This window comes from Agrobacterium sp. 6Ca8, assembly GCF_055382765.1.
This window is the reverse complement of the sequence record NZ_AP026434.1, coordinates 1,496,506-1,511,530: the sequence shown is the minus strand read 5'-3', so window position 1 is coordinate 1,511,530 and position 15,025 is coordinate 1,496,506. Positions and strand designations below refer to the sequence as shown.

The window sequence follows — 15,025 nt, the reverse complement described above, 5'->3', positions numbered from 1 at the left end:
TTCTTTCCAGTCACTTACCGCAAAACCTTTCCCCGCATGTCCCCACCCGTCCATTTTGCTGCATCATTTCCCTGCAACCGGAACGGAAGGGCGATACGCGCGGCGCCTTTCGCGGACCGGCTGCCGGCATCGACAAGCGTGGTTCTGGCAAACCGCGTTCCGGAAAGGCGTCCCGCAATTGCCAGTAGCGGGAAGGGCCGATCCGGTAGGTGTCGTGAAAAGGCTGTCACAGATCGACCGGCATTCCGGTCGAACAAGGCGCGGCCCGGCAGATGCAAGACTTTCCACCACACTCAACTCCCATCCGCATTTGCCGGGCTGTCGTTCTCCCGCTGCCGGGAAACCGTTGCGGCGACTTTCGTGTACCTAAAGCGCTTTGGATATCTTAACCGCGCTGCTGAAACGTTGCAGATTTTGCGTGCCTGCGGCTGTACCTCATTGCTGACTTGGTCTAAACCGCTCTCCATCTTTTGACGCTCGATGGATGACGAAAGGGCCTATCCGATGACCGATCACAAAGCGCTTGCAGCCCGTTTCCCCGGCGATTTCCTGTTCGGCGTGGCGACCGCCTCGTTCCAGATCGAGGGTGCCACCAAGGTTGACGGTCGCAAGCCATCCATCTGGGATGCCTTCTGCAACATGCCGGGCCATGTCTTCGGGCGCCACAATGGCGACGTTGCCTGCGATCACTATAATCGCTGGGAGGATGATCTCGATCTGATCAAGGAAATGGGTGTCGAAGCCTATCGTTTCTCCATTGCCTGGCCGCGCATCATTCCCGATGGATTCGGCCCGATCAACGAGAAGGGGCTGGATTTCTACGACCGCCTCGTCGATGGCTGCAAGGCGCGCGGCATAAAAACCTATGCGACGCTTTACCATTGGGACCTGCCGCTGACACTGATGGGCGACGGCGGCTGGGCCTCGCGTTCCACCGCCCATGCCTTCCAGCGTTACGCCAAGACCGTCATGGCACGGCTGGGCGACCGGCTGGATGCGGTGGCGACCTTCAATGAACCCTGGTGTGCGGTTTGGCTCAGCCATCTCTATGGCATTCATGCGCCGGGCGAGCGCAACATGGATGCAGCCCTTGCGGCCATGCACCACATCAACCTTGCCCATGGTTTCGGCGTCGAGGCGTCCCGCCATGTTGCGCCCAAGGTGCCGGTCGGACTGGTGCTGAACGCCCATTCCGTCATCCCGGCCTCCAATAGCGACGCCGACCTGAAGGCAGCTGAACGGGCATTCCAGTTCCACAACGGCGCGTTTTTCGATCCGGTCTTCAAGGGCGAATATCCGGCGGAGATGATGGAGGCCCTGGGCAGCCGCATGCCGGTGGTGGAGGCGGAAGACCTGTCCATCATCAGCCAGAAGCTCGACTGGTGGGGCCTGAATTATTATACACCGATGCGCGTTGCCGACGACGCCACCGAAGGTGCGGAATTCCCTGCCACCAAACCAGCCCCGGCCGTCAGCGATGTCAAAACCGATATCGGCTGGGAAGTCTATGCGCCGGCGCTGCACTCGCTGGTGGAGACGCTCTACGAGCGCTACGAGCTGCCCGATTGCTACATCACCGAAAATGGCGCTTGCTACAATATGGGTGTCGAAAACGGCGAGGTGGATGATCAACCCCGTCTTGACTATTACGCCGAACATCTTGGTATCGTTGCTGATCTGGTGAAGGACGGTTACCCCATGCGGGGTTACTTCGCCTGGAGCCTGATGGACAATTTCGAATGGGCGGAAGGTTACCGCATGCGCTTTGGCCTCGTGCACGTGGATTACGAAACGCAGGTTCGTACGTTGAAGAACAGCGGCAAATGGTACAGCGCGCTGGCATCGGGTTTTCCGAAGGGGAACCACGGTGTGATGAAGGGGTGAGGCTTTCTCCCTCATTCCTGTGACAAGCACAGGGATGAGGGTGGAAAGGCTGGCTCGTGTGTGAACTTTACCTGCTGTATTCCTCACCAGGAAAGTACACGATCGCTCTCCCCAATAAAGTTCTTCCACCTTACTATCAGTTTTCCAAACTTTTTTGCCAGTTACCCGGCGGTGCCTGCTTGCGCCTGCCATCCTGTCTCCTATGTCAGGCAGGCTACGCAGACGTAGCGCCTGCTGCTGCCTCATCCGGAGCGGTGCGGGCTGGTCCTCCCAGGGAAAACGAACATGCTTATCGAAAAACTCAACTGGCGTTATGCCACCAAGAAAATGGATCCTTCCAAGACTGTTGCGGAAGACAAGGTCGAGCGCATCGTCGAAGCCGCCCGGCTGGCGCCGACTTCCAGCGGGTTGCAGCCGTTCGAAGTCATCGTCGTTACCGATCCGGAAGTGCGCGCAAAGATCCGCGAGATCGCCTGGAACCAGGCGCAGGTGACTGAAGGCTCGCATCTTCTGGTGTTTGCGGCGTGGGATAACTACACGCAAGAGCGGATCAACCATATGTTCGATCTGGTCAACGAAGAGCGTGGCGTCAAGAACGAGGGCTGGGAAGCGTATCGTCAGAAGCTTCTCTCCTCCTATCCGCAGCGTGATGAGCAGGTGAATTTCGAACACGCAGCCCGTCAGGCCTATATTGGTTTCGGCATGGCGGTGGCGCAGGCTGCTTTCGAGGGTGTGGATTCCACACCGATGGAAGGTTTCGATCCGGCCAAGCTGGATGAAATCCTCGGCCTGCGTGAAAAGGGCCTGCGCTCCGTCACCATCCTGCCGCTCGGATACCGCGAGCCGGAAGGCGACTGGCTGGTGAACCTGAAGAAGGTCCGCCGCCCGCTTGAGGAATTCGTCAGCCGCGTCTGATTTTCACGCACTCGCGAAGTCTTGACTGCCGCAGGGCCGCACAGACGGCTTTGCGGTAGATTTTTTCTCTGATTTCAGATAATTGAAAAATCATCCCTGTTAAAAGATGGCGCCTGCGGGCAAGTATGCGCCATCGAATTGCCGATCCCCGGCATTTCTGAGTGAAAGCCTGACGAAATGACCCGGAAAATCAGCTGTCATCGAATGTGCCGGAAGGCTGCATGAAGAGAGCGGTTCAGCACCGCAACAGGATTTTTTGAGACCCGATCCGTCAAGAGTTTTCGCAGAGTTCCCAATGAGTTTTTCATCCAACGCGACATCGCTCGCGCGCGCACCGCAGACTGCCAAGGACGCGATGGTCACGTTTGAAGGCGTGACCAAGACCTTTGGCGGCAGCGATGGCAAGCCGGGCTTCGCAGCCCTCGCCGGCATTGACTATGTCGTGCCGAAGGGTTCCATCACCGGCATCATCGGCCGCTCTGGTGCCGGCAAATCCACCCTCATCCGCCTCGCCAACGGCCTTGAAAAACCGTCGTCCGGCCGGGTGGTCGTCGACGGTGTCGATGTTGCCGCCCTTGATGAGAAGAGTCTGAGGACCCTTCGCCGTTCCGTCGGCATGATCTTCCAGCACTTCAATCTCCTGTCGTCGCGCACCGCTTTCGACAATGTGGCGCTGCCGCTAGAAATTGCCGGTCTCGGTAAAAAAGAGATCGAAACGCGGGTAACGCCGCTGCTCGAACTCGTCGGCCTTTCCGACAAGGCGAAGCGTTATCCGGCGGAACTGTCGGGTGGGCAGAAGCAGCGTGTCGGCATCGCCCGCGCGCTTGCGACGCAACCCAAGCTGCTGTTGTCGGACGAGGCGACGTCCGCGCTCGATCCGGAGACGACCCAGTCCATCCTTGAACTCCTGAAGCGGATCAATGCCGAACTTGGGCTGACAGTGCTGCTCATCACCCACGAGATGGAGGTGGTGAAGACCATCGCCTCGCAGGTCGCCGTCATCGACAGGGGCCTGATCGTGGAGGAGGGGCGCACCTTCGATATTTTCACCGCGCCGAAACACGAGACGACCCGCAGCCTGCTGTCGTCCTCGGTCGGGGTTAAGCTGCCGCACTGGGTTACATCAGGGTTGAAGCCGGAAGCCGCGGAAGGTGACCGCGTTCTCGTGCGGCTGGTGTTCTTCGGCGAAACGGCATTCCAGCCGCTGACCGCGCGTCTTGTTGCGGAAATCGGTCCTGACGTGAACATCCTTGCCGGCACCATCGAGGAAATTTCCGGCGAACCATTCGGCTCGCTGGTTGTGTCCTATCCGGCCACGGCGGAAATCACCGCCCGCGCCGGCCGCTTTTATACTGAGACCGGTCTTCACACGGAGGTGCTCGGTTATGTCGCCTGATATGCTTTTCAACCTTCTGTCGAAGGGTCTTCTGCAGACGCTGCACATGGTCGCGGTCGCCGGCATCGTCGGCTCCATCATCGGCGTGCCAATGGGCGTTTTCCTTGCCACCAGCGGCAAAGGCGAACTCTTCCCCGCGCCGATGACGAACCGCATCCTCGGCCTTGTCGTCAATGCGGCGCGCTCCACGCCCTTCATCATTCTGGTGGTGGCGATCATTCCCTTCACGCGGCTGGTCGCCGGCACTTCCATCGGCACCAGTGCGGCCATCGTGCCGCTGACGGTTGCCACCGTGCCTTTCATCGCGCGGCTGGTGGAAGCGGCGATCCGCGAGGTCGACAAGGGCCTGATCGAAGCGGCCCGCGCCATGGGCGCAACACCGTTGCAGATCGTCACCAAGGTCCTGCTTGCGGAAGCAAAGCCGGGCATCACGCTGGCGCTTACCCTCACGCTCGTCAGCCTCATCGGTTATTCGGCCATGGTCGGTGCTGTCGGCGGCGGCGGATTGGGTGATCTCGGCATTCGCTACGGCTACCAGCGCTTCATGCCTGACGTGATGCTGGTCGTGGTGCTGGTGCTGATCGTGCTCGTACAGCTCGTGCAGAGCGCCGGCGACCGGCTTGCCCGCAGCTTCGACAAGCGCACCCGCAAGAACTGATAAAACCGTTCACGAACAACAAACCCAAGAACAACAAACCCAAGGAGACATCCATGAAGAAAATCATCCTCGCGGCTTCGCTCGCCGCTCTCTTTACCGCCGGTCAGGCGTTGGCCGAAACCATCAAGATTGGTGTTACACCTGCCGAGCACGCGCAGATCATGGAACAGGTCAAGAAGATCGCCGCCGCCAAGGGACTGGACATCGATATCGTCGAGTTCTCGGACTACGTCGTGCCGAACCAGGCACTGGCAGACGGTGAGCTTCAGGCCAACTCCTTCCAGCACCAGCCTTACCTCGACAACCAGATCGCTGACCGCAAGTTCGATCTCGTCAGCGTCGGCACCACCATCACCACGCCGATGGGCGTTTATTCGAAGAAGGTGAAGAGCCTTGACGAGCTGAAGGACGGCGCGACGGTCGGTATTCCGAACGACCCGACCAATGGCGGCCGTGCGCTTCTCGTTCTCGCTTCCAAGGGTGTGCTCAAGGTCAAGGAAGAAGCCGGTCTGAAGGTAACGCCTGCCGACATCACCGAAAACCCGAAGAACATCCAGATCGTCGAACTTGACGCTGCGCAGTTGCCGCGCTCGCTGGATGACACCGATGCGTCGGTCATCAACACCAATTATGCTACGGCAGCAGGCCTGAACCCCAAGAAGGACGCCATTGCCATCGAAAGCGAAAAGTCCCCTTACGCAAACGTCATCGCCGTTCGTGCGCAGGACAAGGACAAGCCGTGGGTGAAGACGCTGGTGGAATCCTACCACAGCCCGGAAGTGAAGGCCTTCATTCTGGAGAAGTTCAACGGCACGGTCATTCCGTCCTGGTAATCAGGCCTGACACGATTGAAGTTGCAGCCTCTCCCGTTCGCGGGGGAGGTTTTTTGTTTGCGGGGCGAACGCATCCGCAGTTTTTATGAAAATCCCCCACCATTGTGGGGAGAATTTTTCTCTATTTCACCCATACTGTCGTTTTATACCCGTTGTTTTTTGTGGCGTCGCCACAATCCAACTTAACGGCTTTTGAATGTTTCCTTCGCAAGATGATGCTTTCGAAGGGGATTTTATGCGGATTGCGCCGCGAAACATTGGGGAATATTTGCCGGTCGGGCGTAGAACCGCCGTCGGCGTCGTATTGTCCACATTTGCGCTGGTGCTTCTCATTGTCACCGCGCTGGTCTTGTCTGCTCTGAGCCAGGTCAGGGAAAGGGCGAACTCGCTCGACAATGCCCGCTCGCGAGAGACAACGGCGGGCGCCCTTGTCACCTTCCGCGACCAGCTTGGCGCGACGCTGAACGACTACGCCGCCTGGGACGATGCCGCCGACTATGTCTACGCCCCCGACAGGTTCGACTGGGTGGCGAGCAATTATGGCGAGATGACGGTCAACAGCGATCTTTTCGATACCGCCGTCGTCCTCGACGAAGACGGCAAGGTCCGCATGGCCTACCAGAACGGCAAGCCGGTTGCCTGGAAGCCCCATGACTATTTTGCAGAAGGCCTCAAGGAGATGATCGAACGGGTTCGCTCCATGCGTCCCGGCATCGCGTCGCAGGTCACCGGTTTCGTGAAAACCCGCGACGGCGTCGCGGCTACGGGTGTCGCGCTGGTGCGGCTCAAATCCGGGGTCTTGCCTCCGGTTGGATCCGAGCGGCGATATCTGATTTTCGCGCGTCATCTCAAACAGGCGACGGTAGACAAGCTGGCCCGCAACTACGTCATCGATGGTCTGCAACTGCAATATGGCGACGGACCGGCTACCAACCATGTGGATGTCGTCAATCCGCTTGGGGATGTGCTGGCGCGGCTCGTCTGGCGCTCCCAGCTGCCGGGGGACGTGAGCTTCCATGAGGCCCGACCGGTCGTCTTCACGGCACTCGGCATTGCCGGAACGTTCTTTCTCGTACTTCTCATCATCGGTTCGGCGACGCTCGACCGGCTGAAGGCTGACGAGGCGGCGGCGAGGGAAGAGGCGCTGCGCGATCGTCTGAGCGGGCTCAGCAACCGCGCCGGGCTGTTTTCCAAGCTCAACCGCATGGTGGGCAAGGCCCGCCACGACAAGACCGATATCAAGCTGCTTTACCTCGATCTTGATGGTTTCAAGGAGATCAACGATTCCTACGGTCACGCTGCCGGCGATCGACTGATCAAGGGCGTTGCGGCGGCGCTCAGGGTGCTTGTGCCGGAAGATGCCGTGCTCGCGCGGCTCGGCGGCGACGAATTCGCCATCGCCATTCAGGGCAACGACGTGTGGTCGGAAGGCCGCAAGCTCTGCCAGGCGCTGCTCGAACTGTTCACCGAGCCGTTCAGCATCGGCGAGCGTGTGGCGAGCATCGGTTGCAGCATCGGCACTTCCGTCTCCAGAGCCGGTGATATCAACGGTGAGGAACTGCTGCGCCGCGCCGACATGGCCATGTATCAGGCCAAGGAAAACGGGCGTGGGCGTTACGTCGCCTACGAGCTGAAAATGGATGCGCTGCGCGAGGAAAAGCTGCAGCTTGAGGCCGATCTGCGTTATGCCATCCTGAATGACGAGATATCGGTGGTCTACCAGCCGGTCGTCAATGCCGCCACGCGCAGTATAACCGGGGTGGAGGCGCTTGCCCGCTGGCAAAGGCCGGGATACGGCTTCGTGCCGCCGGATATCTTCATCGCCGCTGCCGAAACCAGTGGCCTTATCGAGCGGCTCGGCCTGCTGGTGCTGCGCAAGGCCTGCGAGACGGCGGGTCAATGGCCCTCCATCAAGCTCTCGGTGAATATTTCACCCGTTCAGTTCCGCAATCCGGCCTTTTCCGGCAACGTGGCGGATATTCTCGCCGCCACGCAGACGCCGACCGCAAGGCTGCGGCTGGAAATGACCGAGGGCTATTTCATCCAGAATCCGGAGCGGGCAAGTGCGGCAATCGACAAGCTGAAACAGCTTGGCCTGCATATAGCGCTCGACGATTTCGGAGCCGGTTTCGCCAGCGTCGGATATCTGCGCCGCTTCGGTTTCGACCGCATGAAGATCGACCGGTCGCTTGTCATGGCCCTGGAACAGGGCGGGCGGTCGCTGGAAATGTTGCAGGCAACCGTGGCGCTTGCGAAATCTCTCGATATTCCTGTCACGGCGGAGGGCGTCGAGACAGAAGAACAGGCGGCTATCCTGCATCTGTGTGGCTGTGACGAATTGCAGGGCTACCTGTTCTCAAAACCCGTCGCCGCTGAAGAAATTACAGCCATGCTGGAGGAGCAGACGGCGCCGCTGTTTGCGCTTCGGGCAGGGGCAAAAGGGTGATCCACACTCCGTCACCCCGGACCTCATCCGGGGCCCAGAGCGATCAAGTCGCTAATCGCGTAAGAGCCTTCTCACCGTGAAGACGTGCCGTGGCTGGCCGCCGATCCGCTTTAGCGCCCCAGATGGCGCTCGCCGCGCTTCTTTGCCAGTTCGATCTGCTGCTGCCGGTCGCGGAACCTCTGGCGGTCCTCTTCTGTCCGGTCGTCGTAACAGCTCGGGCAGGACACACCTTCCTCGAACAACGGGGATTGGCGCACCTGCGATGTGATCGGGTTGCGGCAGGCGTGGCAGAGCTTGTGATCGCCTTCGGCAAGACCGTGGACGACGGAGACGCGCTCGTCAAACACGAAGCAGGCGCCTTCCCACAGGCTCTCTTCTTCCGGCACCTCTTCCAGATATTTCAGGATGCCACCCTTGAGGTGAAAGACCTCATCGAACCCTTGTTCCTTCATGAAGGCGGTCGCCTTTTCGCAGCGGATGCCGCCGGTACAATACATGGCGATCTTCGGCTTGTTGTGCAGGCCGGGATTGTTCTTTACCCAGTCGGGAAACTCGCGGAAGGTCTTGGTCTTCGGGTCCACCGCGCCCTTGAAGAGACCGATCGCGGTCTCGTAGTCGTTGCGGGTGTCGATGACGATGGTGTCCGGGTCGGAGATCAGCGAGTTCCAGTCGCGCGGATCGACATAGGTGCCGACGATGCGGTTGGGATCGATATCCGGCACGCCCATGGTGACGATCTCTTTCTTGAGCTTCACCTTCATGCGCACGAAGGGCATGTTCGATGCCCGGCTTTCCTTATGTTCCAGCGCCGTAAATTCCGGCTGCGCACGCAGGAAGGCAAGTATGGCGCGCACACCCGCATCGGGCCCGGCAATGGTGCCATTGATGCCTTCCGCCGCCAGAAGCAGCGTGCCCTTGACGCCGTTTTCCCGGCAAAGCTGAAACAGCTCGTCGCGCAGGCTTTCAAACCGCGGCAGGCGGGCGAAATGATAAAGCGCAGCCACGAGAAAATCGCCAGTGGGGTGAGGGGCGGCTTCCGGGCGGGGGAGAATGGTGGTGTCGGTCATGGGCGCTGAAATACAGCGGCGGCGGCCGCAAATCAATATTTATCCGCCGCTGCCGGTATTTTGAAAATCGTCAAATTCTCAGTCTCTTCGGGCCTTCCGGTCTACTTCGCCGCCTGCCGCCATAAAAGGGCGACGATGCGGCTTTCGGTTCTGGCGGATTCGGAGAAGACTTCGTTTGCCAGCTCAAGGCCATCTCCGCGCAGCGCCTGCTGCCTCTGAATGATTGCATCGAGAAGCAGAGCCAGTCGCTCGCCATTGCCGAAACGCTCCGGTTCGCGGTCGGCAAAGGCGGCAAGGACCGAAAGATCGTGCTCGTGGCCGAGGATGTCGACCAGCCGCTTGGTGTCGGCCCGCTTGGCGCGCATGGCCGATGGCCAGAGGCGGCGCAGAAGGCCGAGATGCATCCAGTAGGCCTGGCCCGCCTTGCGCAATTCGTGGAAATGTTCGACGTCGGCCTGCTCATGGCAGTCGGCAAGTGCTTTACGCGCCCTCTTCCTCTGCTTCGCCCACCCGGTCTTCACCAGCCTTGTCACATCCTTAAGCTCGTCCGGCAGCGACACTGCCTTCAGCCTCTTGCGTGCTTCCTCGCAGCCGGCGATGGCGGCCGCAATGGCCTCGTCGAGACCTGCCTCATGTTCGATGGCGTGGTCGCGGCGCTTGCGCAGGACTGTCGCGATCGATCGCAGCGCCTTTCCTTGCGTCGTGGAGGCCGCGAAGGTCTCGAGATACTCCACCGTCTCCACGAGCGCCGTCGCTTCCCGCGCAAAAGCGAGCGAGCGGGCGATGTCGCGAAAGCGGGCGTTTTCCTCTTTGCTGAAATCGGGTGCTGCCCTGGCGATGAGGCGGTAGAGGGCGCGCAGCCGCTTGAACCGCTTGCGGGCATCGTGCACCGCCTCGTGGCGCCCGGAAGGCTGGTCGCGAAGGCTGATTATCGCCTCTTCGATGAGTTCCAGTCCCGCGCGGCGGATTTCATCGTCGAACGGTTTGTTCGGGTCAATCCTGAAGGGCATCCGCCAAGTCTCCGTGGGGACAGTCCATGGCGAGCGACTGGTTGGAGAAGCGACGGTCGCCCGTTACCTCCTTGCCAAGCCAGGAGGGCAGATCGGGGTTGGCGTTCTCGTCGTCCATCTCTACCTCCGCCACGATCAGCCCCTTGTATTTACCCTCGAAAACATCGACTTCCCAAGTGAATCCACCGTGATCAACCGTGTGGCGCATCTTCTCGATCACCACGCCGGGGGCGCTGGCCATCAATTCTTCCGCGTCATTCAGTGGAATGGAATATTCATATTCATCGCGGACGAGCGAACTCGCGCCGATCTTGATGGTCAGTGTCGCGTCAAGCCCGTTGACGATCCTGACCCGGACCGAACGATTTTCCAGCGAGGCAACATATGCCTGCCGGAAAGCCATGCTATGCGTCACTTCATTACGCCATTCATCGCCTGCAACCAGAAACTTCCGCTCGATTTCCTTGGCCATGCTGTCTCCGTAAACCGGTGCGCCAGATTATCGCATGAAGACGTCATAAAGAAGCGAATAGATTGAAGTATCTGGATAAAAATGGTCTTGCCATGCCTCGACATCAAGGCCGGGGCAGGCTAATCGATAAACCGGATTTCAATCGTTTCAATCGCGCAAGGGAGGCTTATCTTGGCCCAGGACTCCGAAAAACTGCTCTCCATCCTCAAGCTGCAGCCAGTCGTGCCGGTGCTGATCGTGGATGATGCCGCTTCCGCCGTGCCGCTCGCGCGCGCTCTGGTCGCAGGTGGCCTGAAGGCAATCGAGATCACCATGCGCACGCCGGCGGCACTCGATGCCATCCGTGCGGTTGCGGCGGAAGTGGAGGGCGCCCATGTCGGCGCCGGCACCATCCTCAACGCCAAAGATTTCGAGGCGGCCGCCGAAGCCGGTTCAACCTTCATCGTCAGCCCCGGCATCAACAAAAGCGTGCTGGAAGCTGCGCGCGCCTCCAACGTGCCGCTGCTTCCAGGGGCCGCCACGGCAAGCGAAGTCATGGCGCTGCGCGACGAAGGCTACAAGGTGCTGAAGTTCTTCCCGGCGGAACAAGCCGGTGGCGCGCCATACCTCAAGGCGCTGTCCTCGCCGCTCGCCGGCACGGTGTTCTGCCCGACCGGCAGCGTCTCGCTGAAGAATGCCAATGATTATCTTTCCCTGCCGAACGTCGTCTGTGTCGGCGGTTCCTGGGTTGCTCCGCGCGAACTGGTGGCAACGGCTGACTGGGCCGGCATCACCAGGCTCGCCGCCGAAGCCGCAGCACTGCGCGGCTGATCTGCCACTTCTTCAAGCCCGTTCACGAAGGCGTGAGCGGGTTTGTCATTTGTATTCGTGCCATGGCTCCCTATCTTCCCGTGTAGACTTTACCCTCACAGGAGATTTTGATGTTCGACGCCAAGAAGCTTCTTGAACAATTCCTCGGCTCACAGGTGCCGGGCCTTTCGGGAAGCGTCCGTGACAGAGCCGGGCAGGCCGCCGATATCGCCAAGAACAATCCGATGAAGGCCGGTGCGCTCGCCGCCGCCATTCTGGGCACCAAGACCGGCCGCAAGCTCGCCGGCAATGTCGCCACCATCGGCGGCGTCGCGGCCATCGCCGGTCTCGGTTATCTCGCCTACAAGAATTACAAATCCGGGCAGGCGCCTGAAGTAGCTCCAAAACCCGAGCCGGAGCTTCTCGCCCCGCCCGCCGATTCCGCCTTCCATCCGCAATCTCCCGCCCTTTCCAACGATTTTGCGCTGAAACTCATCCAGGCGATGATTGCCGCTGCCAAGGCAGACGGCCATATCGACGAAAAAGAGCGCGCCAACATCATGGATAAGGTGCAGGTGTCCGGCCTCGACACTGAAGCCGAGCGGTTCCTCGAGAAGGAACTGGCCGATCCGCTGGATATCGACGCACTGGTGGCTGCTGCCCGCACAGAGGAGCAGAAGGTGGAAATCTACACCGCCTCGCGTCTTGCCATAGAGGCCGATACGCGGGCTGAGCGCGGTTATCTCGATCTGCTTGCCGGGCGGTTGGGGTTGCCCGATGCGCTGGTCGACCATATCGAGTCGACGGTGGTGGCGGCGAAGGTTTGAGGTTAGAAGAGGGGGGTGAACCACGCCCCCCCTTCCGTATATGCACTGTTGTCATCCAGCCCCGCTTGGCCTAATCCTTCTCCCAGACAATGGGGAAGAGAATGCGCGATCTGAGTGATTTTAAGGGATGTCCGGCGCCGCAGCCGGTGACGCTGAAGGGCCGTTATGTGACGGCGGAAACGTTTGATCGCGACAGGCATCTTGCAAGGCTCTGGACTGCGCTTGGTGGTGAGGGGGTCAATGCGCTTCTCAAATATTTCCCGCAAAGCGGCTTTGCCGATGCTGCAGCCTTTGGTGACTGGCTTGTCAACGCGGGAGATAAACTCAACTGGGTGACATTGGTTTTCGTTGAAAATGCCACCGGTGACGTCGTCGGAATGGCAAGCTACATGCGGCCCGATCCCGCCAATGGCGTGGTCGAGGTCGGTTCGGTTGCCCATGGCGCCAGGATGAAGCGCTCGCCGCTTTCGACCGAAGCGCATTATCTGATGGCGAAACACGTTTTCGAGGATCTGGGTTACCGCCGCTACGAGTGGAAATGCCACAATCAAAACGAACCCTCCAAGATCACTGCGAAGCGTTACGGCTTCACCTTCGAGGGTGTGTTCCGCCAGCACATGATCTCCAAGGGTGCCAACCGCGATACGGCGTGGTTTTCCATGATCGACGGCGAATGGCCGTTGATTGGCAAGGCGTTTGAAATCTGGCTTTCGCCGGAGAATTTTACGGCCGATGGCGCGCAGAAGCGCAAGCTTGAGGATATCCGCGCGGAGCTCGCCCATGACCACGCCTGAAAAGAAGGCTGGCTCTGGCCGTAAAGACTGGTCGCCGGGCCTTGCAGCCGCTGGCATCATCCTTGGTTTTGGGCTGGTGTTTTACGTGATGCCGAAAATCATGCTTTGGCTGGGGGATTACTCGCCCTTTCTTGCCGCGGCTTTTGGCTCGGTGGTGGTGCTGTGCTTTTTCCTGCTGTTCTGGCTGCGCGCCCGCTACCAGCGCCGCCGCGACAGTCAGAACTGAAGCGACGCACCAAGCAGCATAAGGCCCATCAAAAGCACGAACAGCGCACCGGCAATCTCGATCGCGTGGCTGATGCCCGCTGCCCTGCGGCTTCCGGGGCCGGCGAAGCGCACGGCAAGCCCCTTGGCCGAGACGGCCATGATGGCAAGCAGCGATACGGTGATGGCGGTACCCAGCGACATGGCAAGCACGGAAAGCACGCCGCCGAGAAAAATCCCGTTCAAGAGCGCAAAGCTCATGACGATGATGGCACCGGAGCATGGCCGCAGGCCAACTGCGATGATGGCCGACCACGCTTCGTGCAGGCTGAAATTCTTGCCTTTGAGAAGCAGCGGATCGGGCGCGTGCGATTTTCCGCAGGAGACGCAAAGATCACCTGTGCCACTATGGGCGTGGTCCGCGAAAACCGGCTTGCCCTGAAACCTGAGGCCCGTGCCCATGCCCGTGGTTCTGACTGCTGTTGCTTCCCCCGCAACGGCGAAGGCTGCAACAGGTACCCGCCGGATGCGCAGCGACCAGAGCTTGCGTAGCAGAAGCCAGGCGCCGAACAGCGCCACCATGGCAAAGCTGGCGATCTCCATTGCCTGCGTGGCTTTCGTCATGGTGATGGAGGTGCCGCGCAGCACGAGCCAGGCTGCGACAACGAGGCCGATGGCCATTGCGCCCTGAATGAGTGCTGAAATGAAGGAAATGAGAATGCCGCGTTTCAGCTGCGTTTCATTGGCGATCATATAGGAAGAGATGACAGCCTTGCCGTGGCCAGGACCGGCGGCATGAAAAACCCCGTATGCAAAGGAGAGGCCAACCAGCGATGCCATCGCCCAATTGTCTTCGCGCATGGCTTTCAGGGCACCGGTCAGCGCCCGGTAGAACATCTGCTGGTGCACGTTGATCCATTGCATCAGCGGCGCGAACGGCCCGCCAGGGGCAAAGGACGGCTCGGCCGAGCCTATGCCGAGCGGCGATTGCGCATGGGCAACACCTGCCACGGCCAGCACGCAGAGTGCGGCGATGGTCAGGTGTCCGCAAAGGCGCCCGCTTCGGCTCAGCATGTCACCTCCAGCCGGGTGGCGAAGAGTTTGGTCATGTCGGTGCCGGTCGGGTCGTTGAAGAAAGCGTCGGTGAGCGAACTTTGGTTTTGTGAGATCACCTCGTCCGGGTCGGGGCGCACGACATGGTGCTTGCAGGCGGCGAGATCCTTGCCGACGGTCGCCAGATCGCCGTCTTTCGCAAAATCGATCGCCGTATACATGGTCGGGTCCCACGCGCCGAAGCTGAGCTTGCCCTTGATGGAAAGCGGCGTGTTTGGCTTGACGGAAAAGAACATCAGGATCTGCTTGTCCTTGTAGTCCACATGAATGGTGTCGGGCTTTGCGAAATCCACCTGTTTTCCGTTGGCGGTGATGAAGGTGTAGTAGGAATATTCGCCAAGCGATTCACGCACGGTGTTGCCGATTTCGGCCAGCTCGTTCTTGTCCAGCTTCAGGTCGCCGTTCTTGTCGTAATCCATCACCACGCTTGCCGAGAACATCTCGTCGAAACGCCAGATGTTGCGCACCTCCTGGATGGTACCGTTCGGCCCCTCGACGATTTCCATGCGCGCTTCGGCGAAAATATGCGGATGTGCCGCGGCGGCAACGGGAATGGAGGTCAGGCCAGCCGCAAGGAGCAAAAGTCGTCTGTTCATTATCCGGTCTGTCCTGCCTTC

Annotated in this window: 15 protein-coding genes; 10 read left to right on the top strand and 5 right to left on the bottom strand. The window is 60.0% G+C overall.

What is annotated here, in order from left to right; translation table 11 throughout:
* The first annotated feature begins 504 nt into the window (after positions 1 to 504).
* The 6 genes from ACZ5A6_RS21100 to ACZ5A6_RS21075 all read left to right on the top strand — a co-directional run bounded on the left by ACZ5A6_RS21100 (position 505) and on the right by ACZ5A6_RS21075 (position 8,132).
* Positions 505 to 1,884 carry a GH1 family beta-glucosidase gene (locus ACZ5A6_RS21100; RefSeq protein WP_065703337.1) on the top strand — a complete coding sequence of 460 codons (1,380 nt, stop codon included), beginning with the start codon at positions 505 to 507 and terminating at the stop codon, positions 1,882 to 1,884.
* Between the two features lie 285 nt (positions 1,885 to 2,169).
* Positions 2,170 to 2,799, top strand: coding sequence for an NAD(P)H-dependent oxidoreductase (locus ACZ5A6_RS21095; protein WP_003516226.1), 630 nt, complete (start codon positions 2,170 to 2,172; stop codon positions 2,797 to 2,799).
* Between the two features lie 295 nt (positions 2,800 to 3,094).
* A complete protein-coding gene (locus ACZ5A6_RS21090; RefSeq protein WP_013762329.1) occupies positions 3,095 to 4,195 on the top strand; it encodes a methionine ABC transporter ATP-binding protein in 1,101 nt (366 codons plus the stop codon).
* The gene (locus tag ACZ5A6_RS21085; RefSeq protein WP_003516230.1) at positions 4,185 to 4,853 is read left to right on the top strand and encodes a methionine ABC transporter permease; all 669 of its coding nucleotides are present in this window, start codon (positions 4,185 to 4,187) and stop codon (positions 4,851 to 4,853) included. Before ACZ5A6_RS21090 ends, ACZ5A6_RS21085 begins: the two co-directional genes overlap by 11 nt.
* A 53-nt stretch (positions 4,854 to 4,906) precedes the next feature.
* Positions 4,907 to 5,686 (top strand): MetQ/NlpA family ABC transporter substrate-binding protein, encoded by a 780-nt coding sequence (locus tag ACZ5A6_RS21080; protein WP_003516232.1) that lies wholly within the window; start codon positions 4,907 to 4,909, stop codon positions 5,684 to 5,686.
* A gap of 196 nt (positions 5,687 to 5,882) precedes the next feature.
* On the top strand, positions 5,883 to 8,132 hold the full coding sequence (locus ACZ5A6_RS21075) for a bifunctional diguanylate cyclase/phosphodiesterase (protein WP_003516234.1): 2,250 nt from the start codon (positions 5,883 to 5,885) through the stop codon (positions 8,130 to 8,132).
* Positions 8,133 to 8,242: 110 nt separating this feature from the next.
* Here ACZ5A6_RS21075 and trhO read toward each other — a convergent pair whose 3' ends face one another.
* The 3 genes from trhO to ACZ5A6_RS21060 form a co-directional block, all read right to left on the bottom strand.
* Positions 8,243 to 9,199, bottom strand: a complete 957-nt coding sequence (gene trhO, locus ACZ5A6_RS21070) for an oxygen-dependent tRNA uridine(34) hydroxylase TrhO (protein WP_065660371.1) — start codon at positions 9,197 to 9,199, stop codon at positions 8,243 to 8,245.
* 101 nt (positions 9,200 to 9,300) lie between these two features.
* Positions 9,301 to 10,209: a CHAD domain-containing protein gene (locus tag ACZ5A6_RS21065; RefSeq protein WP_333722123.1), complete on the bottom strand. Its 909-nt coding sequence runs from the start codon at positions 10,207 to 10,209 to the stop codon at positions 9,301 to 9,303.
* The gene (locus tag ACZ5A6_RS21060; RefSeq protein ID WP_025595043.1) at positions 10,193 to 10,681 is read right to left on the bottom strand and encodes a CYTH domain-containing protein; all 489 of its coding nucleotides are present in this window, start codon (positions 10,679 to 10,681) and stop codon (positions 10,193 to 10,195) included. The genes ACZ5A6_RS21065 and ACZ5A6_RS21060 overlap by 17 nt, the downstream gene beginning before the upstream one ends.
* A gap of 171 nt (positions 10,682 to 10,852) precedes the next feature.
* Between ACZ5A6_RS21060 and ACZ5A6_RS21055 the strand changes: the two genes are divergently transcribed.
* From ACZ5A6_RS21055 to ACZ5A6_RS21040, 4 genes are all read left to right on the top strand, one after another.
* Complete coding sequence (locus tag ACZ5A6_RS21055) at positions 10,853 to 11,491, top strand: 2-dehydro-3-deoxy-phosphogluconate aldolase (protein WP_003516242.1); 639 nt, start codon at positions 10,853 to 10,855, stop codon at positions 11,489 to 11,491.
* Positions 11,492 to 11,601: 110 nt separating this feature from the next.
* Positions 11,602 to 12,297: a tellurite resistance TerB family protein gene (locus tag ACZ5A6_RS21050; protein ID WP_003516244.1), complete on the top strand. Its 696-nt coding sequence runs from the start codon at positions 11,602 to 11,604 to the stop codon at positions 12,295 to 12,297.
* A 101-nt stretch (positions 12,298 to 12,398) separates the two neighbouring features.
* The gene (locus ACZ5A6_RS21045) at positions 12,399 to 13,091 is read left to right on the top strand and encodes a GNAT family N-acetyltransferase (RefSeq protein WP_019566970.1); all 693 of its coding nucleotides are present in this window, start codon (positions 12,399 to 12,401) and stop codon (positions 13,089 to 13,091) included.
* Positions 13,078 to 13,317: a hypothetical protein gene (locus tag ACZ5A6_RS21040; RefSeq protein ID WP_003516247.1), complete on the top strand. Its 240-nt coding sequence runs from the start codon at positions 13,078 to 13,080 to the stop codon at positions 13,315 to 13,317. Before ACZ5A6_RS21045 ends, ACZ5A6_RS21040 begins: the two co-directional genes overlap by 14 nt.
* Here ACZ5A6_RS21040 and ACZ5A6_RS21035 read toward each other — a convergent pair.
* A complete protein-coding gene (locus tag ACZ5A6_RS21035) occupies positions 13,308 to 14,369 on the bottom strand; it encodes a nickel/cobalt transporter (RefSeq protein WP_464111382.1) in 1,062 nt (353 codons plus the stop codon). The two genes, ACZ5A6_RS21040 and ACZ5A6_RS21035, sit on opposite strands and share 10 nt — an antisense overlap.
* Complete coding sequence (locus tag ACZ5A6_RS21030; RefSeq protein ID WP_004430943.1) at positions 14,363 to 15,004, bottom strand: DUF1007 family protein; 642 nt, start codon at positions 15,002 to 15,004, stop codon at positions 14,363 to 14,365. The genes ACZ5A6_RS21035 and ACZ5A6_RS21030 overlap by 7 nt, the downstream gene beginning before the upstream one ends.
* Positions 15,005 to 15,025 lie beyond the last annotated feature (21 nt).